Origin of the sequence: Leucobacter sp. wl10 (genome assembly GCF_003569785.1) — a bacterium.
GTDB lineage: Bacteria > Actinomycetota > Actinomycetes > Actinomycetales > Microbacteriaceae > Leucobacter.
This window is the reverse complement of the sequence record NZ_KZ983992.1, coordinates 1-21,930: the sequence shown is the minus strand read 5'-3', so window position 1 is coordinate 21,930 and position 21,930 is coordinate 1. Positions and strand designations below refer to the sequence as shown.

Here is a 21,930-nt window from a genome sequence, read left to right as displayed (position 1 = left end):
GGGCTCAGCCCCTTGTCTTGGCGCGGTTGTCGCGCTCGATCAGCCGGTCGACGAACCGGGTCTGCGGGATGGTGATGATGATGAAGAGGATCGCGACGACCGTCACCGAGGACAGGTTGAAGTAGTTGCTCGAGAGGATCTTCGCCTGCGTGAACGCGTCCACCATGCCGATGATCGTGACGAGCGCCGTGTCCTTCTGCAGGCCGATGAAGTCGTTGAGCAACGGCGGCAGCACCCGGCGCACGGCCTGAGGCACGACAACGAAGCGCATCGTCTTGCCGTAGCTGAGGCCGAGCGAGCGAGCCGCGGCGACCTGGGACCAGTGGATGCTGTCGATGCCGGAGCGGTAGACCTCGGCGACGTACGCGCCGTAGGTCAGCGTCAGCGCGAGCACCGACGACCAGAACGGCCCGAGCTCGCTGAAGAAGGGAATGCCCGCCAGCGGAAGGCCGAACCCGACCAGGTAAATGACGATGATCGACGGAACCGCGCGGAACGCATCGATGTACGCCGTCGCGAGCCACCGGATCGGCCGACCTGCGCGACCCGGGAGGATCCTGGCGAGGGCGATGACCATCGCCCAGACCAGCACGAGGATCTCCGCGAGAACGGCGATCTGCACGTTCTGCCAGAAGCCGATCGCGATGTCCTTCAGGCTCTGCAGCATGAAGGGGACGTCGAAGAACGTGGTCTGCACGGCGTGGTCATTCGCCGCGAGGAACTGCGCGAACACGGTGAGCAGCAGGATCGGCAGCGCGAAACCCGCGGCGATCCAGCCGGACTGGCGCGCACGGTGCCTCGCCGCGCGGGCACCGGTGTCGTCCCCCGCGCGCTTGGCCGCGGCGGCGCGCGTGCGCGCCTGCAGTCCCTGCACGAGCGGGTAACCGGAGACCAGCGCGAGGGCGACGAGGATCCAGAGCACCGCCGCGATCCCGACCTGCCAACCCGGGGAAGCCGCCTGGGGCAGCGAGATAGCGGTGAGCGCGGTGGCCGCGACCGCCAGCGCCCAGACAAGTCCACCGACCAGGAGCGCGGTGCCGGAGGTGTCGCGTTCGGACGTGATGCGCTCGCGAATGCGCACCGGCTGCGTCGCCGAGCTGAGCGACATCAGAGGCTCCAGACCGGGATCTCGGTCGGGTCGACGCCGTACGCCTTGCTCAGGTACTTCGACGCGAGCTCGTCGATCGTGCCGTCCTGCTTCATCTGCGCGATGATCTCGCTCACGACCGCGGTGTTCGGCGAGTCCTTCGGCAGCAGCACGCCCATGTTCTGACCGCTGTCGTACTGGCCGATCACCTCGATGGCGCCGTTCGAAGCCGAGGTCGAGCCGAGCGCCACGCTGAGGTCCTGCACGGCGGCGTCGATCTGCCCCGCGGCCACAGCGGCATCGAGCTCGGGATCGCCGGGGAAGACCGAGACCTGCTGCGAGGGCTTGAGCGTCTGCTCCACGAAGAGCTGCTCGGTCGTGCCCTGCTTCACTCCGATCTTCGCGTCGCGCAGCGAGTCGGCGTCGATGTCGGAGCCCTTCTTCACCACGACGCCCACGGTGGATGAGTAGTAGGGCTCCGAGAAGTCGAAGATCTTCGCCCGCTCGTCGGTGATGGTGATCTGATTGAGGGTGAGGTCCATGTCGCCGGCCTTGCCCGCGATGAGCCCGTCGAACGAGGCGTTCTGCAGATCGATCTTGTCGATACCCGAGCGATAGGCGATGTTCGCGAGGATGCAGAAGTCCACGCCGTCCTTGATCGAGTTGACGGTGTCGCCGTTGTACCAGCCCTTGCTCGGCAGATCCGCCTTCACCGTGAGCTGCCCCTCGGTGAGCGTCTTGAGGGTGAACTCGCCCTTCTTCCCCGACACGTCGCAGTCGCCGTACGACTTCGTGGCGGCGTCGGCGCCGCTCGACGAGTTGGAGCCCGCGCTGCAGCCGGTGAGCAGGAGACCGGCCGAGGCCGCCAGTGCCAGTCCGGCAAGAATTTGCTTCTTCATTGAATACCTTTCTCAGAGATGTCCATATCTAAACCGGTTTAGGTATGGGCCGATAGTATGTGGCTCATCGAAGAACTGTCAACCTCGACCTTCACCGTTGGGAGGAATCGGATGCCGGGCGCTTCAGGGAAGATCACGATCCGCGAGGTCGCCGCCGCCGCGGGCGTCTCCACCGCGACGGTGTCCCTGGTCTACAACAACAAGGGGGAAGTCGCGCAGGCCACGCGCGAGCGGGTGCTCGCCGTCGGCGAGGAACTCGGCTACCGGCCCGGCTGGATCAGCAAAGTATTCCGCTCCGGTCGCACCAACGTGATCGGGGTCGCGGTGCAGCACGGCGCGACCGATATCTGGGAGCACACCTACCTCCCCTACTACCGCGGCATCATCGCCGGCGCCGCGATGGAGGCGCTCGAGCACGGCTACACCATCACCGCCATGCTCGTCGGTCCCGACGGCTCCTTCGTCGACAGGTTCTCCCTCGACGGCGTGATCATGGTGGACCCTCGGCCGGACGACCCGTTCGTCAAGCAGGCGCTCTCCCACGGCGTCGCCGTGATCGCCGAGGGAGGGTACTCCGGCGAGGTGCCGCCGGGCCCGCTGCGGTCCGTGCGCGCCCAGGTCGAACTCGGCGTTCCCCGCGTGCTCGACGAGTTCCGGCTCAGGGGCTCCCGCAACCCTGCCTTCCTCCGCGGGCCCACCAACGATCTGTACACCGACCTGTCGTTGTCCTCGTACACCGAGTGGTGCGAATCGCACGCCGTCGAGCCGTTCGAGTATCGCCTGCACGAAGGGCAGCACCCCATCGACGGAGCCCGCGACCTCCTCTCCGGCTCGCACGGCGACTACGACTCCGTCTACTGCTTGAACAGCACCTACGGCCGGGCCATCGCCACGGCGGCCGCAGAACTCGGCATCGACATCCCCGGAGACCTCGCCGTCGCCGTCGCCGCGGAGGAGCACGAGGCCGCAGCCGACCCCAGGCTCATCTATCTCGTCCTCGACCCCGTCGAATCCGGGGCGCAGAGCGCTCGGACGCTCATCCGACTGCTCGAGGGCGGCTCGCCGGACGACGTGCTGATGCCGATGCGGGTGCTCACCGGCGGCAGCACCGGTCAGGAGCGCCGGCGATCCCGCGCTACCGATCCTTCGACGGCGGGATCGCGAACACCCTCAGGAAGAACTGGCACAGCGGGCCGATGAGCAGCGCGAACGCCAGCGTGCCCGGTCCGACCGTGCCCCCGAGCAGCCAGCCGATGGTGACGACGGTCACCTCGAGCGCGGTGCGCACGATCCAGACGGGCCGCCCGGTCACCACGTGCAGCCCGGTCATGAGGCCGTCGCGGGGGCCGGGGCCGAAACCTGCGCCGATGTAGAGGCCGGTGGCCGCTCCCACGGCCACGATCCCGAGCCCCAGGAGCGGAATGCGCAGCCACAGCGCGTCGAGCTCGGGCAGGAAGAGAAAACTGAGGTCGGCGAAGGGGCCGACGAGCAGCGCGTTGACCAGGCTGCCGAGGCCCGGCCGCTGCCGCAGCGGGATCCAGAGCAGCAGCACCGCGACGCTCGTGATCACCGTGACCGCGCCGAAGCTCAGCGGCACGTGATTGATGATGCCCTGCGTGAGCACGTCCCACGGCGCCGAGCCGAGCCGGCTGCGCACCACCAGCGCGATGCCGAGCCCGTACAGGTACAGGCCGACCACGAGCTGCAGGCTGCGCCTGCCGAGCCGCTCCGGCATCCGCATCGCTCCTCCTCATCCGGGCAACCGCTCCAGCCTATGGCCTTCCGGGGGCGCAGGGCACGGTGGGCGCAGGCCTGGGGCCTTCGCACCGGGCACCGGGTCGCGCCGAACGGCTCGCGCGCACGATCCGGATCCGCCGCTCGATCCCGCTGCTCAGCCGAGCAGCTCCCGGGCGATCCCGATCGCCTCCCCGAGCACGTCCTCCAGACGGTGACGACCCGCGCCGCGGTCGGCCCAGCGCCACACCGCCGAGAGGAGCGCCGCTGCGTAGCCGGCCGCGAGAATCTCGGCGCGGATCGGATCGCAGCCGCCGCGCACCAGTCGGTCGGCGATCGCGGCCGCGATGCGCGCCTGGCGAGAGGCCCTCCCCGCGGCCAGCTCCTCCTCGACCCCCATCGTGCGCGCGTCGACGATCGCGAGCGCCAGGGCGTCCGGATGCTCGCCCGACGCGAAGCCCCCGAGCGCCTCGGCGAGCTCGACGTCGGCGGCGGCGAGTGCCGCGAGCAGTGCGTCGATGCGCCGGTCGAGCACGTACCAGAGGATCTCGGACTTGCCCGCGAAGTAGTTGAAGAAGCTCGACCGGCTGACCCCGGCGCGGCGGGTGATCTCCGTGACCGACGTCGCCTCGTAGCCCCGCTCGAGAAACAGCTCGCAGGCCGCGTCCGCGAGCACCTCGCGCGACGAGGCGTGCGGTCTGCCGCGTGAGGAGGACATGGCTCCACCCTATCGACCGAGGCGGCTCGCGCGACCGGCGCGACCGGCGGCGTCGCACCCGGCGCCGGCGCGGTTCCGGGTCAGTGGTTGCGCAGCCTGTCGATGAGCTCGCGCTTGCGGAGCTTCGAGTAGCCCGTGATGCCGAGTTCCTTCGCTCGCTCGCGCAGTTCCTTCACCGTGCGGTCCTCGTAGTCCTCCGCCTCTCCGCCGCGGCGCCCCACCCTCGAGCGCCCCTCCTTCGCAGCCGCGTTCGAGATGCGGGCGGCCTTCTCCTCCGAGGCTCCGTCCTCGCGCAGTCGATCGTAGAGCTCGGGATCCTTCAACTGCGGCGTCTGCTTCCTGGGCATCGTGGGTCGCTCCTGACGTGCTCCGCGCAAAGCGCATGGTCGGTTGTCGCCTTCGACGATAGGACGCCCGGCGCCGCGAGGACGAGGCCCTCGACAGCTCGGCCGCGAGCGGCTACTCTGCGTCGGCGGCGATCGCGCTCGAAGCTCCGCCCGGAAGCGGCCGGTGCGCGATATGCCACAGACCTCGCGAGCCCGCAAGGCCCTGCCGCCGAGTGTTCGGGCGGTCATACGATCACGACATGAAAATGGTCTTCGCGTGGTGGTCGGCGGTGGTCGTCGTGGGGCTCGCCGCCATGTTCGTCATCGTCTTCACGGGGAGGTGAGCGCGTGAGAATCAAGGATCACGCCCTCTCGATCTGCTTCGCCGCCGCCTTTGTGATCGCGCTGGCGGGGCAATCGGTCGCGGGGCTCGCTCAGTACAACGAGGATCAGCTCACGCTCGGGGGCCGCACGAGCACCTGGATCGATTTCGTCACGTCATCGGACTTCGTGGTCGATGTCGCCGAGAACTGGCAGTCGGAGTATCTGCAGTTCTTCCTGTTCATCCTGGCGACCGTCTGGTTCGTGCAGCGCGGCTCCCCCGAGTCGAAGAAGCCCGGGGACGAGGGGACGGGGAGCGAGGAGCAGCAGCTGCTCGGGGCGCACGCCCGGCCCGATTCCCCGGCCTGGGCCCGACGCACGGGCTGGCGGCGCTGGGTGTACAGCAACTCGCTGCTCCTCATGATGGGCACCGTCTTCGTGCTGTCCTGGCTGTTGCAGGCGGTCGCCGGCGTCACCGTCTTCAACAAGGATCAAGCGCTGAACGGCCAGCCGGAGGTGTCGTTCGCGGGCTACCTGGCGTCGGCCGATTTCTGGAACCGGACGCTGCAGAACTGGCAGTCGGAACTGCTGGCCGTCGGCAGCATGGTGGCGTTCTCAATCTACCTGCGGCAGCGCGGGTCGGCGGAGTCGAAGCCGGTGGGCATGCCGCACGACCGCACCGCCGTCGAGTCGGAGTGATCACGAAGGAGGAAATCACGGTGGGATCACCATTTGACACGAGCACCGGCGACTTCGAGGTGGAGGCGCTCACGTCGCTCTACCAGCTCGAGGGGGCGCTGCGTCGATACCCGCACCTGCACGTGCGCTACTCGGAGGGGCCGGTCGCCGACTCGCGCGCCCGCAGCGTCGACGCCGAGAGCGGGCTCGAGCTCCCGGGCCTCCCGGCGAACCCGCTGCAGCCCGAGGACTGGTGGCATCGACCGGCGGCCGACTGGCTCGCGCGCCAGCTCTGCAGGTGCGGGCGTCTGCGCAAGCCGGATCCGGATCGCTTCGCCTGGGTGCTCACCGGCGTCGTCGTGGGCCGGGGGCCCGACGGCGAGCCGCTGCTGCGAGATGTCGTGCCCGTGGCGCGCCTCTCGGAGTCTCTGCTCGAGGAGGCCGAGGAGCGCTACCGGACGCACTTCGACGCTAGCCGGGGCCTGGAGGCCTGAGTCGCGGCTCGCGGGTTCCTCCGCCGCGGGTCAGCGCGGTTCGAGGTCGTCGATCGCCGGGCCCTCGAGCCGGGAGCCGTCCGCGGTGAAGCGGGATCCGTGGAGGGGACAGTCCCAGCTGCGCTCGGCGGTGTTCCACGCGAGGATGCCGCCCAGGTGCGGGCAGACGCCGGAGACGCGGCAGATCCTGCCGTCGACGCGAGCCACCCCGACCGGCTTCGTGCCGTCCCGTGCGATCATCCCCTCCCCTTCCGCGGGTTCTGCGGCGCCGACCGAGACGCTCGTCTCCGCTCCGATCCATCCGCCGACCAGGCGCCCCGTCACGGCGATGTTCGCGCTCAGGGCGTCGCGAACGCCGAAGAGGCTCAGGTGGTGTTCCCGCAGCGTGCGCGCCCAGTCGAGACGCCCGCCCAGGAGATCGGCCGCGATCGTGAGCGCAGCGGCGATCGCGTTGGTCATACCCCACTTCTGAAAGCCCGTGGCGGTGAAGACGCGGTCGCCGTCGCCGGGCAGCGGCCCGGCGTACGGCACGCGCGTGTGGCTGCGATAGTCCTGCGCCGCCCACCACAGGGCGCGCCTCGCACCCGGGAAACGCGCTGCCGTCCACTCGTCGAGCTCGTCGAGCACCGCCCCGATGTCGGCGGCGCGGCCGGTGACGTGGGATCCTCCGCCCACCAGCAGCAGGGGCTCTCCGTCAGCCCCCCGGGCCGTGCGGAGCGAGCGACCCGGCGCGTCGACCGAGAGATACATCCCCTCGGGCAGCCGCTCCCGCGGTACCCGGTAGGCGCAGACGAACGACCTCGACGGTTCGAGTCGCGCGAAGAACAGGCCGCGATCGAGGATGGGCGTCCCCGTCGCCAGCACGCACGTGTCCGCCGAGACGCTCCCCCGATCGGTCCGCACCAGCACGCCGCCATCGACGCTCTCGACGTCGCGCACCCGGCACCGCTCGACCAGGCGCCCGCCCCGCTCGTTCAGCTCCCCCGCGAGCGCGGCGAGCACCGCCATCGGGTGCAGCTGGGCCTGGTCGCGGAGCACGAGCGCGCCCGCCGTTTCGAACGGAAGCCCGGCGTCGGCCAGGCGCTCCACCGGGATGCCCGCGACGCGGGAGGCCTCGAACTCCCGCTCGAGCAGGTCCAGGTGCTCCGCGGAGTCCACGTAGGTGTAGGCGGGCAGTCGCTCCGCTGCCGCTCCAGCGCCTCGCGCACGCAGCTCGCGCAGCAGCCACGCCTGCCCCTCGCGGTTCGCCTCCGCATAGGCTCGCAGCGCCTCGTCTCCCGCGTGCTCCCGAAGCTGCGACAGCACGGTTCCCTGCAGCAGGCTCGACTTGCCCGTGGTGTTGCCCGTGGTCACCGCGCCCGCTGTGCGCGCCTCGAGCACCGTCACCCGCAGCCCGGCGCGTGAGAGGAGCACCGCTGCCGCCAGGCCCGTGAGACCCGCGCCCACCACGATCGCGTCGGGGCGCGATGAGGGGTCGAAGGGCACCGATCGCATCGCTGGGCCCGTGAGCTGCCAGAGAGAGGTCATGGGAGCGACGCTACGGCGCTCCCCCGCGGATCGCGAGCCCCTTGACAAGCGCGGCGGGCGCCGACCCGGCCGATATCGGCGAGCGGGGCGCTCAACCGCGGACGGGCCCCCTCCGCAGCAGCGAGAGGGCGCACTGCTCCTCGACGCTGAAGAAGCGCCGCGGGCGCTTGCGCGCTCGCTCCCGCCGCAGGCGCTCGACCGCCCTCGGATCCTCGAAGGCCTCGAGCACCCGGGGGTCGATGTACGAGGACCTGGTGACCGCGGCGGTGTTGCCGAGCGTCTCGGCCGCCTCCCGGACCGCCTCCCTCGCCGCGGCGGCGGCGCTCCTCGGCTCTGCGAGCTCCTCCGCCTCGACCTCGAGCAGTCGCCGCACCGCGATCAGGGTGCCGCCCCAGGTGCGGAAGTCCTTCGCCGAGAACTCCGACCCCATGTGCCGCTTCACGTACGCGTTGACGTGCCTCGCGCTGAGCCGGCGGTCGACGTCGTCCTCGTCGAAGAAGCGGAAGACCTCGGGCCCGGGCAGCTCGGTCAGCCGCCGGAGCAGCCGGGCGACGCGCCGATCCCGCACCCGCCTGCGCTGGCGCTTGCCGCTCTTCCCGACGAAGTCGAACTCCACGGAGTCTCCCGACGGGTGCACGTGCTGCTCGCGCAGCGTCGTGATGCCGTAGCTGCGGTAGCGCTTCGCGTACTCGGCGTTGCCGATGCGGAAGAACTCGCGGTCGATGAGCCGGATCACGCACGCCGTCACCCGATCGCGGCTCAGCCTCCGCCGTCGCAGATCCCGGTCCACCCGCGCGCGCAGGCGCGGCAGCGCCTCGGCGAAGCGCACGAGCCGGTCGAACTTCCGGCGCTCCATCCGGCGCCGGTAGGCGGGGCTGTAGATGGACTGCGTGCGGCCGGCCGCGTCGACGCCGCGCGCGAGCACCTTCGCCGCGGGCGAGCGCGCGATCTCCACGTCGGTCCACGCGGGCGGGATCGCGAGCGCGTTCAGGCGCTCGATCTCGCTCCGGGCCCGGATCCGGCGTCCGTTCAGCCGATAGACGAAGCCGCCGTCGGCGACCTCGCGCGTGATCGGCGGCCTGCGCGTTCCGCTCGCCATCCTCGCTCCGCCCTCCCGCGCCTCGACCGTTTCGCGTCTCACACGCCGGCGGGGGCTCCCGCTTCGGCCCCCTCGCGGTAGAGCGCCATCAGGCCCGGGACGCCGGCCTCGCGGAACCGGCCCAGCTGCCTGCGGGCGGGGTCGCCGTCGACGCGCAGGCGATCGACCAGCCGCTCCACCCGGGCGAGGTCGCCGAATCGGCGCAGCTCGGGCTCGACCGAGCGCACCATCCGCTCGATCAGCTCGAACGCGGGGCGGGCCGCTCCCGTGAGCGGATCGATGAGGTCGGAGTCGACGCCGTTGCGCGCCGCCATCCAGATCGCGCCGTTCACGAGCCCCGCGCCGTAGCGGGGCCGCACCTCCCCGCCCTCCGCCTCGAGCAGCGCGCGCTCGACCAGCGCGCGCACGAGCACGGCGAACCCCACGGCGTCGGCCGCTTCGAGCTGCGCGTCCGCGATGCGCAGCTCGAGCGTCGGGAAGTTCTGGGAGAGCCTCGCCACCCAGGTGACGATCCCGGGATCGATCAGCACACCGCTCTCGATCAGCTGAGATACGGCGGCCGTGTACTCGTCGCCGTCCTCGAAGCCGGCCGGATACCCGGCGACGGGCCACGACATGTTCATGATGTGGCGCCAGCTGGCGAAGCCGGTCGGCTCCCCGCACCAGAGCGGGGAGTTCGCGGTCATCGCCATGAGCGTCGGCGCCCATCGCGCGAGACGGGCCAGCGCTTCGACGCCCGCGTCGGGCGAGGGGATTCCCACGTGCACGTGGGTGCCCGTCACGTACTGCTTGGCGGCGGCGCCGCGAATCTCGGCGTCGATCGCCCGGTAGCGCGGTTTCGGGGTGACCGTTCCCGCCTCGTCGCCCCCGACCGGCGGCACGCCGCTTCCGGCGAGCACGACGCCGAGGCCCGAGGCGGCGCGCGACACGACCGAGCGGAAGCCGACGAGTGCGGCCTCGGCCTCCTCCGCGTCGCGGCACACCGGCGTGGCGGTCTCCAGCTGGCTCGAGAAGAACTCCCGCTCGGCCCGATCCGCCAGCTGCGGCACGGCGCGGATCAACTCGGCGGCGCGGTCGCTCGGCAGCCCCGTCGCCGAATCCAGCAGCAGGTACTCCTCCTCCACGCCGAAGGTGCGCGGCTCGCCCCGCCCCACCGCTACTCCCCGGGCTCCCGGTCGCCCTCGCGCGCCCGCCTCGCCGGCGACGACGCGGCGTCCTCCCCGAGCTCCTCGTTCTGCTCCCACAGCTCGGCCATGATCCCTCGTCCTTTCGTCCGGGCCCGACTCGGCGGGCCATGCTCGAACCTCTCCACGAGCGTACGGGCACGCGCGACGGGTGTCAGCGGGGTTGATTTCCGAGCGCCGCACAGGGTAGCGCGGGCCGCGCTCTACTCCGAGCCGATCACGATCCCCGTGCGCAGCTCCGCCAGCAGCGCCAGCACGGCCGCCGCCGTCTCGGCGTCGGGCACGCGCTCGCTCGCGGCGGTCTCGCCCGCCCCCACCTTGATCCCCAGGTCGTCGGGGCCCAGCGTCGCGAAGACGTCCTCGTCCGTCACGTCGTCGCCGAGAAACAGCACCGGGCCGGGCGGCAGTGCGTCGCGGATGCGCCGCAGCACCGATCCCTTGTCCGAGGCGCGCACGGAGAACTCGCGCACCTCCTTGCCCTCGCGCACGTGCATGCCCTCGGCGGTCCCCAGCACGACGGCCGCCGCCAGCAGCTCGTCGGCCTGCTGCCGATCCGGCACCTCGCGCGCGTGCACCGCGATCCCGAACGGCTTGCGCTCGAGGCGCACGCCCGCCTCGCCGCCCAGCATCCGCTCGAATCGACGGGTCAGCCGTCCGAGCCGCTGCGCCTCGTCCTCACTGAGCTCGCCCTCCGCCGGCCCGCCCCCGGCGCCGTCCGCGCCGCGGTCCAGGCCCACCAGCTCGGAGCCGTGCGAGCCCGACACGATCCAGCCGTCGCTGCGCAGCCCCGTCTCGGCGAGGCCCGCCAGCGAGCGCCCGGTGAGCAGCGCGACCCCCGTGCCCGGAGACGCGCTGAGCACGTCGAGCGCCTGCGCGGCGCGGGGCAGGATCCTCGCGTCCTGCGGTCGCGAGACGATGGGCGCGAGCGTGCCGTCGAAATCGGTGGCCACGATGAGCGAGGGACGCGCGGCTAGCCGGCGCACGCGGTCGTCGATGCTGCGCGGCACGAAGGCCGCGCCGACCTGGATCGGCTCGGTCCATTCGCCGCTCGGCCCCACCCGGCGCGACTCCGCCACCGCCTGCACGGCCCCCAGGTACCCGGCCGCCCAGTGCGCCACGTCGTTGTCGTACACGGCCCGGCGCAGGGACCGCATGCGCCGTCGCTGCTCCTCGCCGGGCATGTGGGCGGCGCGAACGATCGCCGCCTTCAGCCCCTCGATGTCGTGCGGGTTGACGAGCAGGGCGTCGCGCAACTCGTCCGCGGCACCGGCGAACTCGCTCAGCACCAGCACGCCCCGCTCGTCGGCGCGGCAGGCCGCGTACTCCTTGGCCACCAGATTCATGCCGTCGCGCAGCGGAGTGACCAGCAGCACGTCGGCAGCCAGGTACAGCGCCACCATCTCGTCCCTGGTGTACGCGCGGTGCAGGTAGACCAGCGGCGCCCGACCGATCGCGCCGTGCTCGCCGTTGATGCGCCCCACCGTCACCTCGACCTCGTCGCGCAACTGCCGATACGCCTCGACCCGCTCGCGGCTGGGCGTCGCGACCTGCACGAAGACGATGTCCGACGCGTCGATCTCGCCGTCGGCCAGCAGCTCGCTGTAGGCCTTCAGGCGGTGGCGGATCCCCTTCGTGTAGTCGAGCCGATCGACCCCGAGCATGAGCGTCCTCGGGTTGCCGAGCTCCTCGCGGATCTCTTGCGCCCTGCGGAGCACCTCCGGGCGCTCGGCCACCGCGGCGAACGCCTCCACGTCGATCGAGATGGGAAACTCCTGCGCCAGCACCGTGCGCGAGGAGCGATCGGCGGTCGCCGGTACGACGATCGTGTTGCCCAGCGCCGGCACGCGCGTGAAGCGCTCGGCGGTCGTGCGGAACGCCACGGCGTCCGTGACCTGCTGGAACCCGATCACGTCGGCGCCCAGCAGGCCCTCCACGATGCGCTTGCGCCACGGCAGCTGTGCGAAGAGCCGGCTCGGCGGGAACGGGATGTGCAGGAAGAAGGCGATGGTGAGGTCGGGGCGCAGCTCGCGCAGCATCGCCGGTACCAGCTGCAGCTGGTAGTCGTGCACCCATACGATCGCGTCGTCGGCCGCCTCCTGCGCCACGCGCTCGGCGAAGCGCCGGTTGACCTGCTGGTAGCGATCCCACCACTCGCGGTGGTACTGGGGCTGGGCGATGACGTCGTGGTACAGCGGCCACAGCGTGCCGTTGGAGAACCCCTCGTAGTACAGCTCGACGTCCTCGCCGCTCAGCTCGACCGGCGCCAGCCGCATCGAGCCGATCTCGAAGGGGTCGATGCGTTCGTCGGCGTTGCCGGCCCAGCCCACCCAGACGCAGCCCAGCTGCTCGACGATCGGCTCGACCGCGGTGACGAGGCCGCCCGGCGAGGTGCGCCACGCGGTGCTCCCGTCGTCGGCGACCACCCGGTCCACCGGCAGCCGGTTCGAGACCATGACGAGCTCGCGCCCACCGGTCATGTCCTGCATATCGGTCATGGCAACCTCCAGCGCTCTCATCTGCAGTCTACCGACGGGAGCGGGGAGCGTGCTGGCCCGCGGAGGCGGTCAGGCCTCCGCTGCGTCGCGCAGCGACGCGCTCGCCCAGTCGCGCGGTGAGCACCCGACGTGCTGGGCGAACGCTCGCGAGAACGAGGAGGCGCTGCCGTATCCCACCTCGGTCGCGACCGCGGAGACTGCGGTGCCCGCTCGGAGCAGCCTGCGGGCGAGGGTGAGTCGCCACTGCGTCAGATACTCGCCCGGTGCGAGCCCCACGACCTCCCGGAAGTGAGCGGCGAAGGCGCTGCGCGACATCCGCGCCTCGCGCGCCATCGTCTGCAGCGTCCAGTCCCGCTCGGGCTCCTCGTGCAACGCGACGAGCGCCGGCGTCAGACGAGCATCCGCGAGACCGGTGAGCAGTCCCGCGGGCACGCCGAGCTGCTCCACGTGATCGAGAATCCAGCGGAGGAGCTGGATGAGGACGACCTCGAACAGCCGATCCGCCACGAGCCGACGGCCGCACCGCACGTCGTCGACCTCGTCGAACAGCAGCTGCAGCACGGGTTCGAGGCCGGTGACCTCTTCGAGGGGGATGACGACCACCGATGGCAGGGTCCGCAGCAGCGGATGCGTCTCCCCGTCGTCGAAGTCGAGCGCCGCGCAGGTGAAATCGGAGCCGTCGATCGGAGCGTTGCGGAACGCGTGCTCCCGCGGGCGGGGGTAGAACAGCAGGGTCGGCCGGGTGATGTCGATGGCGGTCAGGGCGCCGTCATCCTCGCGGTGGGTCGCGGTCATCTCGCCGCGGCGCAGGATGTGGAGGAAGCCTCGCCCGGGCTGGAGCGGGAATCTGGTCGTGCCGCACATGGTTCCCGTGAAGAACAGGCTGGTGCGCACCCGAAACCGCTGCAGCAGCGGCGTGAGGCGATCGCTGGAGGTCACACTCCCATACTAGGACGATCCGACATGAAATACGGCTGATATGACATGTATCATCCGGACATCGCTGCGAGAGTGATGAGTGCAAGCCCGCCTCACGCGCGGGAAGGTCTCAATAGTTCGAGGAGTAATCATGGCTCATGTCACCCTTATCGACCGCGAATCCGCCACCGGCGAGGTGCAGGAACAGCTCGGTCAGATCCAAGCCGCCTTCGGCGTCGTACCCGCCATGTTCAAGGCCGTCGCCAACTCTCCGGCAGCGCTGAAGAGCATGTGGGGATCGTTCGGTGCGTTCTCGAACGGCGCCCTCGGCGCCGCACTCGGCGAGCAGATCGCCGTCGCCGTCGCGAACCGCAACTCCTGCGAGTACTGCCTGGCCGCCCATACGGCACTCGGCAGGAAGGCCGGCCTGACCGGCGACGATCTCGCCGCCGCCCAGGTCGGCGAGTCCGACGATCCGCAGACCGCCGCGCTGCTCGAGTTCGCCCTGAAGGTCGTCGACAACCGCGGGCAGGTCTCGGCCGCCGACGTCGACGCCGTGCGCGCGCAGGGGTGGAGCGACGAGCAGATCGTCGAGACGATCGCCCAGGTCGCCCTCAACGTCTTCACGAACTACGTGAACATCGCCCTCGGGGTGCCCGTCGACTTCCCGACGGTCGCGCTGCGCCGCGCGAACTGATCTGCACCGACGCGGCAGGGGCCCGCGCACGAGGCGAGCGGTGCGCGCCGGCCCTCGATGTCCGGGCGGGCGCGCACCGACCCCGCGGTCGAGCGCCCGCCCGTGGCCGCGCCCCGCATCGTTAGAGCAGCAGCAGCGTCGCGAATCCCATGGCGACGGCCACGCACCCGAGCACGAGGAGCAGGGTGCGCTGCACGGCCCGGTACGCCGAGGGGACGCGCGCCAGCCGCGTCGCGAGTTCGACGCGCGCCGGGGAGGCCATCATCGCCGCAGCACCGGCGGAGTTGTGCGCGCCCATGGCGAGAGGAATGTCCGCCCCGAGCACCCGCGCGACCTCGGCCTGCGCGCCCGCGGCGAGCGCGTTGGCCCCGGAGTTGGAGCCCGTGATGAACCCGACGAGCACGGCGAACAGCGGGAGCAGGAACAGGTAGCTCGCACCGAGCCGAGCGAGCTGATCCGCGAGCACCTCTGACATGCCGCTCAGGCCCATCAGCGCCCCGAGCACTATGAACAGCGTCGTCGAGGGCGCGACGCTCCCCCAGGTCGGAAGCGCGGCTCGGAGGGCGGGGCGCAGGTGCCGCGGGTGGACCGCCAGCAGCAGCCCGCTTGCCGTGAACAGCCAGAACGCGGGCGATCCGACGATCGCCTCGGCTGCGGAGCCCTCGGCGTTCGCGGCCCTGAACAGCACCGTGGCAGCCAGCATCCCGCCGAGAACGACGGCGTAGGGAGCGCCGGCGCGCACGACCGCGCGCGTAACTCGGATGCGGTGGCCGCGAACGGCCCGCGCCGTCAGGTGGAGCAGGAGCGTCAGCAGCCCCCCGATCGCCCCCGCCGGTGCGGTTCCGATCAGGACGTTCGTGGCGAGCACCGCGAGCCAGAGCGTCAGCGCGGACCCCGCCGCCGCGAGCAGGCAGGCGACGCGCCGGCCCGGTTCGGCGACGAGCAGCGCGGCGGCGGCACCCACCGCTCCCACCACCGCCAGGTTGAAGAGCGCCGTGGTCACGCCGAGGTCGTCGAAGTCGACGCCGGTGAGCTGCGACGCGATGAGGGTGCCCGGCCCCATCGATCCCCAGGGAACCGCGCACAGGCCGAGGAGCCCGATGACCGCCGCCCTCCTGCCGCTCAGCCCGAGTCCGAGGAGGAGCGGAACGGCGAGGGCGGCGCCGATGCCGTACCCGGTGAGGGACTCGGTGAGCGGTGTGAAGCCGTGCACGATGGCGAGCACCGGCACGATCCCCGTGCCCAGCGAGCGCGTGACCCACCGGGCGATCTCCTCCTGGTTCCCTGTGGAGCGACCGGCCTCGGCGAACAGGATCCCGCCGCCGAGCACGAGCACCACCTCGAGCACCACCGGCCCCCAGTCGAGACCGGCCTCCGCGACGGCGCTTCGACCGACGGGGAAGACGAAGAAGACGAGCGGCACCGCGACGACGAGGCCGGCCACGGCCGCCGTGCGAGACGAGCGGCCGAGGAGGAGCGCGACGATCACCGCGAGGAGCGGTGCCGCCGTGAGCGCGGCGCGCACTGATCAGCTGCCCTCTTGCGGTGCCGGTTCGCGGCGGTATCGTTCGCTCCGCTTGCACCGATTCACGGACTGGCTCCCTGCGTGTGTCGTGTGGGCTCTGAGGAGAGGTGGGGGCAGGAATCGAACCTGCATGCGCGGCTTTGCGAGCCGCGACCTGGCCATTCGGTCACCCCACCGGGGGCCGCCCCGCGGCGGCCTGTACGGCGCCTCCCGAATCAGTCGGGGAGCGCCTCGGCGATCACCTCCAGCGCGTAGTCGATCTGCGCGTCGGTGACGGCGAGCGAGGGAAGGAACCGGACGACGTTGCCGTAGCTTCCGGCCGTGAGGAGGAGGACGCCGCGGCGTGCGGCGTGCGCCGCGATATCGGCGGCGAGGCCCGCGAGCGGGGCGGCGGTGCTCGGCTCGACGAGCTCGAACGCGATCATCGCGCCGTGGCCGCGGATATCGCCGATGGCGGCGTGATCCCGAGCCAGCTCCCGGAGACCTCGCGTGAGGGCTTCCTCGATGCGCGCGGCCTCGGCGAACGGGCCGCCGGTCTCGAGAAGATCGAGCACGGCGTGCGCGGCGGCGATGGAGACCGGGTTGCCGCCGAAGGTGCCTCCGAGGCCCCCGGGAAGCGCGCTGTCCATGATCTCTGCGCGACCCGTGATCCCGGCGAGCGGCAGACCGTCGGCGATGCCCTTGGCGGTGAGCACCAGATCGGGGACCAGTCCGAAGAGCTCGCTGGCGAACCAGGTCCCGGTTCGCCCGAGACCCGCCTGGATCTCGTCGGCGATGAAGACCACCCCGTTCGCCGTCGCCCACTCCTGAAGCGCGGGCAGGTAGCCCTCTGCGGGAACCACGAACCCGCCCTCGCCCTGGATGGGCTCCGCGATGACCGCGGCGATGTCGGACGCGCCGATGCGCTGCTCGAGGTACTCGATGGTGCGGGCGGCCGCCTGCGGACCCGTGAGGCCGTCGCGCAGCGGGTAGGAGTTGGGAACCCGCTGCACATCGGGCGCGAACGGCCCGAAACCGGTGCCGTACGGAGCTGCGCGGTGGTTCATCGCCATCGTCAGGTTCGTGCGTCCGTGGAACGCGTGGTCCAGCGCCGCGACCACTCGGCGCCCCGTGTGGGCGCGGGCGATCTTCACGGCGTTCTCCACCGCCTCGGCGCCGGAGTTCACGAAGAAGGTCTTCTTCGCGTGAGCGCCCGGCGTGTGCTGGGCGAGGCGCTCGGCGAGGCGCACGTAGTTCTCGTAGGGGGTGACCGTGAAGAGCGTGTGGCTCACCCGGTCGAGCTGCTCCTTCGCCGCGGCGACGACGGCGGGCTGCGTGTGGCCGAGGGTGGTCACTCCGATGCCGGACCCGAGGTCGAGCAGGCGGTTGCCGTCGACGTCGGTGAGCCACGCCCCGTCGGCGTGGTCGACATAGATCGGCAGCGCGCAGCCGACGCCGCGCGGCACGGCCCGCTCTCGGCGGGCGTGGATCTCCCGGCTCTTCGGCCCGGGGATCTCGGTGACGAGTTCGGGGCGCTGCAGCACGCCGGGGTCTGCCGTGGTGAGAGTCATGATGCTTCCCTTCTATCGATGTGCGGCGATGAGCGTTCGAGACGGTCAGGAGCTCGTTCGCCCCCCGCAGGGCGGGGGCTCGCCGCGGACGTGCGGTTCGCAGCGGCGAGGTCGAGCACGAGCTCCGACATCTCCTCGTCCGAGAGCGTGTGGGCGGTGAGCCTCAGGCTTCGCCTGTGCCCGTCCCGGATCGCGAAGAGGGCCCCCTCTCGGGCGATCCAGCCTCGGCGCATGAGGCGTACGAGCATCTCGGAGGCGTCGAAGTCGGTCTCGACCCAGATGTTCAGACCGTCTCGGCTGTCGGAGTCGAATCCGGCCTCCCCGAGACGCTCGATGAACGCCGCGTTGCGCTGTGCGTAGTGATCGCCCGCCGCGCGGATCCGCTCTCGGATCGCCGGATCGAGGAGCATCGCGTGGGTGAGCCGCTGCAGCAGGTGGCTGACCCAGGTGACACCGCCGCTGATGCGGGTCGCGAGTCGATCCGCAGTCTCCGTATCGCTCGCGACCATGGCGATCCGCATATCCGGGCCCAGCGCCTTGGACATGGAGCGCACCAGCGCCCAGCGCGCGCGCCCCTCCGCGATGATCGTCTCGTACGGGGCCCGAGCGAGAAGGGCGAAGTGGTCGTCCTCCACGACGAGCAGCTGCGGGTAGTCGGCGAGCACGGCGCGCAGGCGCTCCGCGCGCTCCGGCGTGAGGCTCGCGCCGGTGGGGTTGTGGGCTCGGGGCGTGCAGATGATCGCGCGCACCCCGCTCTCGAGGGCGCTCCGCAGACTCCCCGGGAGCATGCCCTCGGCGTCCATCTCGACGGGAACGGGCCGGTACCCGTTCTGCCGGATCGTACTGATGCTCGTGAGGAAGCACGGATCCTCCACCGCCACCGCGTCGCCCGGCGCGAGGGCCTGAGCCAGCAGGCGCTCGATCGCGTCCACGGCGCCGGCGGTCACGGTGAGCCGGAACGGTCGGGCCTGATCGCCCGAGATCCACTCTGTCGCCCACTCGGCGAGACCCGGATCCACGGTCGCCTCGCCGTAGAGGCGAGGCGCGGCCGGCGCGAGCGAGACGGCCGCCGGGTCGGGCAGGAGCCTCGGATCCGGATTCCCGCTGCCGACGTCCCTGAGCACGGAATCCCGCGCGAATCCCTCCTCGGCGAGTCCCGCGTAGGCATCGACGATGACCGTACCGGCCCGCCCCCGCGTCTCTGCCAGCTTCGCCCGCACCAGGAGGCCGTACGCGGTCGACACGGTGTTGCGGTTCACCCCGAGCAGTTCGGCCAGCGCCCGCATCGGGGGCAGCGAGTCACCCGGACGGAGCATTCCGCGATCGATCAGGGAGCGCACACTCGCCACGATTCCGCCGACAGTGCTCCCCGAGATCTCCACCCGGGCCGCGCGATCGACAGTGCGATCAGTCATGCCCGTCTCCTCTCTCGCGGCTCATACGCCAGCCCTATCGGGCCGACATCGACCATGTTACGCTTTGTCCTATGACAAATCAAACCGAGGGCGAACTCCCCGTCCACGACTTTCCGACCGCGAACTCGATCGACGCCTTCGTGCGCAACATCGCGCGGGTGCGGAGCAACATCGCGCGAGCCGCCGAGCGCGCCGGCCGCTCCGCCGACGAGATCCGGCTGCTCCCGGTCAGCAAGACCGTTCCGGAGGAGCGCATCCGCCTCGCGGTGCGGGCCGGGTGCCGCGAGCTGGGCGAGAACAAAGTGCAGGAGGCCAAGCGCAAGTCGGAGAACCTCGCCGACCTGCGGGTCGCCTGGTCGGTGATCGGGCATCTGCAGACCAACAAGGCCCGCGACGTCGCGTCGTTCGCGAGCGAGTTCCAGGCGCTCGACAGCCTACGCGCGGCCGCCGCACTCGATCGCAGGCTGCAGGCCGCCGGGCGCTCGCTCGACGTCTCCGTGCAGGTCAACACCTCGGCCGAGCCGCAGAAGTACGGGCTCGCACCCGACGAGCTCGAGGGGTTTCTGCGGCAGATGCCCCACTACTCGTCGCTACGGGTCCGGGGGTTGATGACGCTCGCGATCTTCACGAGCGATGTTCCCCGCGTGCGCACCTGCTTCGCGCTGCTGCGCACCCTGCGGGATCGCCTGCGCGACACCGATCCGACGCTCGTGGGCGACGGCGGGCTGTCGATGGGCATGTCCGGCGACTACGAGGTCGCCGTCGAGGAGGGGGCGACCTGCGTGCGCGTCGGCCAGGCCATCTTCGGGGCTCGCGAGGTGCCCGACAGCCACTACTGGCCCGACGCGTTCGAGGCCGGATCGCCAGCCGGGGCCGACGCCGACGCCCCTCGGAGGGCTGCACAGTGAGCCGGAACGGCACGAGCTCCCCCGCCCGGACCGCGTATGCGCTGCAGCACGTGGCGTTCGAGGACCTCGGGCTGCTGGAGCCGCTGCTCGCCGAGCGCGGATACGGAGTGCGCTCCTTCGGAGCGGGTACGGCGAACCGTGTTCCGGAGGATGCCGGCGCGGACGATCTGCTCGTCGTTCTCGGCGGTCCGATCGGCGTGTCCGAGGAGGACCTCTACCCTTTTCTGCACGACGAGAAGCTGCTGGTGCGGCGCTGGATCGCCGAAGGCCGGCCGATCCTGGGGATCTGCCTCGGGGCGCAGCTCATCGCCGAGGCGCTCGGCGCGGAGGTGAACGCGACGGGGCGCAAAGAGATCGGGTTCGCACCGCTCGCGCTGACGCCGGAGGGCCGCTCGAGCGTGCTCGCGCCGCTCTCCGGCTCGGGGCCTGAGGCCGTGCACGTGCTCCACTGGCACGGAGACCAGTTCGGGATCCCCCGGGGCGCCGTTCGACTCGCGGAGACTCCGGGGTTTCCGAACCAGGCCTTCTCCGCGGGCGACCGGGTCCTCGCGCTCCAGTTCCACATCGAGGCCGATGCGGAGCGCATCGAGCACTGGCTCGTGGGCCACGCCGTCGAGCTCGCGGCCGCGGGAGTCCTCCCCGGCACGATCCGGGATGACGCGCGACGCCGCGGCCCGGCACTCGCGATCGCCGCCCGCGCGGTCCTGGGCGAGTGGCTCGACCGCCTCTCCGCGTAGCCCGGGACTGTGCGTCTCCCTCTCCCGGGGCCGGCGCGACGGAGCGCACCCTCGAGGTTCAAGGGCATCGATGAGCAGATTGTGAAGGATGAGAACGCGGTCGTCGGGCAAACGCCGGGCGAACGGAACCGGTTCGTGAAACTCACCGGTGCGGACAAGGCCACGATCGTTGAGGAGGTCGAGTACGACCCGGACGAGCAGATCGTGCTCGCGCATGTGCGGCCCTCGGGCAAGCTCAAGCCCCGCTGCGGAGGGTGCAGCAGGCACTCGGGACGCTACGATTCGGGCGAGGGACGGCGAAGGTGGCGGAGCCTGGATCTGGGCACCATCTCCCTGTATCTGGAAGCGGGAGCCCCGCGGGTGCGATGCCCGGAGCACGGGGCCACCGTCGCGCAGGTGCCGTGGGCGCGGCACGGCGCCGGACACGCCCAGTTCTTTGACCAGCAGGTCGCGTGGCTGGCGACGATCGCCTCGCGCTCGGCCGCGACCGAGCTGATGCGCATCGCGTGGCGGACCGTCGGAGCGATCATCACGAGAGTCTGGGACGACACCGGCCGGCTGGTCTGGGCGGCACCGGGTAGGGACAAGCAGACGCTACGGAAGTTCTTCGACCAGCTCGAAGCCTCTGCCGCCGGCAGGTGCGCCCAGATCACGCACGTCACCGCGGACGGGGCCGACTGGATCGGCGACGTCGTGGTCGAGCGATGCCCGAATGCGGTGCGGTGCGGTGCGCTGCGCCGATCCGTTCCACGTCGTCAAGTGGGCCACCGACCCGCTCGACGAGGTCCGCCGCCAGGCATGGAACGACGCCCGCCGGCAGGCGCGCAACGAGCCTGCGCGACGCGCCGGCCGACCCCGCAGCGACGCACCGGCCAGACCTGGCACCGAGCGGACGCGCGGGCTGAAGAACTCCAGGTACGCGCTCTGGAAGAACCCCGAAGACCTCACCGAGAAACAATCGGCGAAGCTCGCGTGGATCGCGCAGACCGACCCGCGACTACACCGCGCCTACCTCCTCAAAAAAGGACTTCGCGTCGTGTTCAAGCTCCCCCACGAGCAGGCAGTCACCGCGCTGGACCGGTGGATCTCCTGGGCGCGACGATGTCGCATCCCCGCGTTCGTGAAACTCCAACGCAGCATCGTGAAACACCGCGACCGGATCCTCGCCGCGATCGAGCACGGCCTCTCCAACGGACGCATCGAGTCCCTGAACACGAAAATCCGCCTCCTCACCCGAGTCGCGTTCGGATTCCGCTCCACCGACTCCCTCATCGCCCTCGCCATGCTCACCCTCGGCGGCCACCGACCAGAACTCCCCGGACGAGCATGACCCACAGATCAGTCAGGAGCGCCCGAAAAAGTCGCGGAAACCGTTAGGCTTGGGACTGTCTGATTAACGGTGTGTGAGGGTCCGGCCTGATCCGAAAGGAGATGGCCGTGGCTGACACGACCGAACTGTTGGACAACGAGATGATCGATCCTGTGACGGGAGAGATCATCGATCAGAAGGACCTCGCCGAGCGATTGCTCGCGCAGGCGAAGGAGCAGGGCGTGAGCCTGGTCGGCCCGGGCGGGTTGCTGAACCAGCTCACGAAGAACGTCCTCGAGACGGCGCTGA

At 71.0% G+C, this 21,930-nt stretch carries 19 protein-coding genes, 1 tRNA gene and 2 pseudogenes; 8 read left to right on the top strand and 14 right to left on the bottom strand.

Annotated features, from left to right (window positions below):
• Positions 1–4: 4 nt before the first annotated feature.
• Both D1J51_RS07240 and D1J51_RS07235 read right to left on the bottom strand, forming a co-directional pair.
• Positions 5–1,108 carry an amino acid ABC transporter permease gene (locus tag D1J51_RS07240; RefSeq protein ID WP_119074520.1) on the bottom strand — a complete coding sequence of 368 codons (1,104 nt, stop codon included), beginning with the start codon at positions 1,106–1,108 and terminating at the stop codon, positions 5–7.
• Entirely contained in the window at positions 1,108–1,986 is an 879-nt protein-coding gene (locus D1J51_RS07235; RefSeq protein ID WP_119074519.1) for an ABC transporter substrate-binding protein, read from the bottom strand. Before D1J51_RS07235 ends, D1J51_RS07240 begins: the two co-directional genes overlap by 1 nt.
• 111 nt (positions 1,987–2,097) lie before the next feature.
• Between D1J51_RS07235 and D1J51_RS07230 the strand changes: the two genes are divergently transcribed.
• Positions 2,098–3,186 carry a LacI family DNA-binding transcriptional regulator gene (locus D1J51_RS07230; protein WP_162903708.1) on the top strand — a complete coding sequence of 363 codons (1,089 nt, stop codon included), beginning with the start codon at positions 2,098–2,100 and terminating at the stop codon, positions 3,184–3,186.
• Here D1J51_RS07230 and D1J51_RS07225 read toward each other — a convergent pair.
• The 3 genes from D1J51_RS07225 to D1J51_RS07215 all read right to left on the bottom strand — a co-directional run bounded on the left by D1J51_RS07225 (position 3,122) and on the right by D1J51_RS07215 (position 4,785).
• Positions 3,122–3,721: a membrane protein YczE gene (locus D1J51_RS07225; RefSeq protein WP_119074650.1), complete on the bottom strand. Its 600-nt coding sequence runs from the start codon at positions 3,719–3,721 to the stop codon at positions 3,122–3,124. The genes D1J51_RS07230 and D1J51_RS07225 overlap by 65 nt on opposite strands.
• A gap of 156 nt (positions 3,722–3,877) precedes the next feature.
• Entirely contained in the window at positions 3,878–4,438 is a 561-nt protein-coding gene (locus tag D1J51_RS07220) for a TetR/AcrR family transcriptional regulator (RefSeq protein ID WP_119074517.1), read from the bottom strand.
• 80 nt (positions 4,439–4,518) lie between these two features.
• Positions 4,519–4,785 (bottom strand): DUF7218 family protein, encoded by a 267-nt coding sequence (locus D1J51_RS07215; RefSeq protein WP_119074516.1) that lies wholly within the window; start codon positions 4,783–4,785, stop codon positions 4,519–4,521.
• A gap of 327 nt (positions 4,786–5,112) precedes the next feature.
• Here D1J51_RS07215 and D1J51_RS07210 point away from each other — a divergent pair, with 327 nt between their 5' ends.
• The gene (locus tag D1J51_RS07210) at positions 5,113–5,784 is read left to right on the top strand and encodes a DUF6766 family protein (protein WP_119074515.1); all 672 of its coding nucleotides are present in this window, start codon (positions 5,113–5,115) and stop codon (positions 5,782–5,784) included.
• Positions 5,785–5,804: 20 nt separating this feature from the next.
• Positions 5,805–6,257, top strand: coding sequence for a DUF6098 family protein (locus D1J51_RS07205; protein WP_119074649.1), 453 nt, complete (start codon positions 5,805–5,807; stop codon positions 6,255–6,257).
• Between the two features lie 30 nt (positions 6,258–6,287).
• Here the strand turns inward: D1J51_RS07205 and D1J51_RS07200 are convergent, their stop codons facing one another.
• The 5 genes from D1J51_RS07200 to D1J51_RS07180 all read right to left on the bottom strand — a co-directional run bounded on the left by D1J51_RS07200 (position 6,288) and on the right by D1J51_RS07180 (position 13,501).
• Entirely contained in the window at positions 6,288–7,784 is a 1,497-nt protein-coding gene (locus tag D1J51_RS07200) for an FAD-dependent oxidoreductase (protein WP_119074514.1), read from the bottom strand.
• A gap of 91 nt (positions 7,785–7,875) precedes the next feature.
• Positions 7,876–8,883: a DNA topoisomerase IB gene (locus D1J51_RS07195; protein ID WP_119074513.1), complete on the bottom strand. Its 1,008-nt coding sequence runs from the start codon at positions 8,881–8,883 to the stop codon at positions 7,876–7,878.
• A 38-nt stretch (positions 8,884–8,921) separates the two neighbouring features.
• The gene (locus tag D1J51_RS07190) at positions 8,922–10,037 is read right to left on the bottom strand and encodes a carboxylate-amine ligase (protein WP_119074512.1); all 1,116 of its coding nucleotides are present in this window, start codon (positions 10,035–10,037) and stop codon (positions 8,922–8,924) included.
• Between the two features lie 233 nt (positions 10,038–10,270).
• Entirely contained in the window at positions 10,271–12,562 is a 2,292-nt protein-coding gene (locus tag D1J51_RS07185; protein WP_205547793.1) for a bifunctional alpha,alpha-trehalose-phosphate synthase (UDP-forming)/trehalose-phosphatase, read from the bottom strand.
• A 69-nt stretch (positions 12,563–12,631) separates the two neighbouring features.
• On the bottom strand, positions 12,632–13,501 hold the full coding sequence (locus D1J51_RS07180; protein WP_119074511.1) for an AraC family transcriptional regulator: 870 nt from the start codon (positions 13,499–13,501) through the stop codon (positions 12,632–12,634).
• A gap of 130 nt (positions 13,502–13,631) precedes the next feature.
• Here D1J51_RS07180 and D1J51_RS07175 point away from each other — a divergent pair, with 130 nt between their 5' ends.
• A complete protein-coding gene (locus D1J51_RS07175; RefSeq protein WP_119074510.1) occupies positions 13,632–14,177 on the top strand; it encodes a carboxymuconolactone decarboxylase family protein in 546 nt (181 codons plus the stop codon).
• A 121-nt stretch (positions 14,178–14,298) separates the two neighbouring features.
• On the opposite strand, the gene D1J51_RS07170 is transcribed toward D1J51_RS07175, so the two are convergent.
• From D1J51_RS07170 to D1J51_RS07155, 4 genes are all read right to left on the bottom strand, one after another.
• Positions 14,299–15,702 (bottom strand): L-lactate permease, encoded by a 1,404-nt coding sequence (locus D1J51_RS07170; protein WP_119074509.1) that lies wholly within the window; start codon positions 15,700–15,702, stop codon positions 14,299–14,301.
• A 105-nt stretch (positions 15,703–15,807) separates the two neighbouring features.
• Positions 15,808–15,878, bottom strand: a tRNA-Cys gene (locus D1J51_RS07165).
• A gap of 39 nt (positions 15,879–15,917) precedes the next feature.
• Positions 15,918–17,252 carry a 4-aminobutyrate--2-oxoglutarate transaminase gene (gene gabT / locus D1J51_RS07160; RefSeq protein WP_119074508.1) on the bottom strand — a complete coding sequence of 445 codons (1,335 nt, stop codon included), beginning with the start codon at positions 17,250–17,252 and terminating at the stop codon, positions 15,918–15,920.
• Positions 17,249–18,667: an aminotransferase class I/II-fold pyridoxal phosphate-dependent enzyme gene (locus tag D1J51_RS07155; RefSeq protein WP_119074507.1), complete on the bottom strand. Its 1,419-nt coding sequence runs from the start codon at positions 18,665–18,667 to the stop codon at positions 17,249–17,251. The genes gabT and D1J51_RS07155 overlap by 4 nt, the downstream gene beginning before the upstream one ends.
• A gap of 71 nt (positions 18,668–18,738) precedes the next feature.
• Between D1J51_RS07155 and D1J51_RS07150 the strand changes: the two genes are divergently transcribed.
• The 4 genes and pseudogenes from D1J51_RS07150 to D1J51_RS07135 form a co-directional block, all read left to right on the top strand.
• Positions 18,739–19,575, top strand: a complete 837-nt coding sequence (locus tag D1J51_RS07150) for a YggS family pyridoxal phosphate-dependent enzyme (protein WP_119074506.1) — start codon at positions 18,739–18,741, stop codon at positions 19,573–19,575.
• Positions 19,572–20,312, top strand: a complete 741-nt coding sequence (locus D1J51_RS07145; RefSeq protein ID WP_119074505.1) for a glutamine amidotransferase — start codon at positions 19,572–19,574, stop codon at positions 20,310–20,312. The genes D1J51_RS07150 and D1J51_RS07145 overlap by 4 nt, the downstream gene beginning before the upstream one ends.
• A gap of 135 nt (positions 20,313–20,447) precedes the next feature.
• Positions 20,448–21,709, top strand: a pseudogene (locus D1J51_RS07140) (transposase).
• A 34-nt stretch (positions 21,710–21,743) separates the two neighbouring features.
• A pseudogene (locus D1J51_RS07135) lies at positions 21,744–21,930 on the top strand (IS256 family transposase); the annotation flags it as partial.

Coding starts and splice junctions, on each gene's coding strand:
- D1J51_RS07215 (WP_119074516.1), bottom strand. CDS start 4,785: ATGCCCAGGAAGCAGACGCCGCAGTTGAAGGATCCCGAGCTCTACGAT.
- D1J51_RS07155 (WP_119074507.1), bottom strand. CDS start 18,667: ATGACTGATCGCACTGTCGATCGCGCGGCCCGGGTGGAGATCTCGGGG.
- D1J51_RS07225 (WP_119074650.1), bottom strand. CDS start 3,721: ATGCCGGAGCGGCTCGGCAGGCGCAGCCTGCAGCTCGTGGTCGGCCTG.
- D1J51_RS07195 (WP_119074513.1), bottom strand. CDS start 8,883: ATGGCGAGCGGAACGCGCAGGCCGCCGATCACGCGCGAGGTCGCCGAC.
- gabT (WP_119074508.1), bottom strand. CDS start 17,252: ATGACTCTCACCACGGCAGACCCCGGCGTGCTGCAGCGCCCCGAACTC.
- D1J51_RS07220 (WP_119074517.1), bottom strand. CDS start 4,438: ATGTCCTCCTCACGCGGCAGACCGCACGCCTCGTCGCGCGAGGTGCTC.
- D1J51_RS07200 (WP_119074514.1), bottom strand. CDS start 7,784: ATGACCTCTCTCTGGCAGCTCACGGGCCCAGCGATGCGATCGGTGCCC.
- D1J51_RS07175 (WP_119074510.1), top strand. CDS start 13,632: ATGGCTCATGTCACCCTTATCGACCGCGAATCCGCCACCGGCGAGGTG.
- D1J51_RS07230 (WP_162903708.1), top strand. CDS start 2,098: ATGCCGGGCGCTTCAGGGAAGATCACGATCCGCGAGGTCGCCGCCGCC.
- D1J51_RS07235 (WP_119074519.1), bottom strand. CDS start 1,986: ATGAAGAAGCAAATTCTTGCCGGACTGGCACTGGCGGCCTCGGCCGGT.
- D1J51_RS07150 (WP_119074506.1), top strand. CDS start 18,739: ATGACAAATCAAACCGAGGGCGAACTCCCCGTCCACGACTTTCCGACC.
- D1J51_RS07240 (WP_119074520.1), bottom strand. CDS start 1,108: ATGTCGCTCAGCTCGGCGACGCAGCCGGTGCGCATTCGCGAGCGCATC.
- D1J51_RS07185 (WP_205547793.1), bottom strand. CDS start 12,562: ATGACCGATATGCAGGACATGACCGGTGGGCGCGAGCTCGTCATGGTC.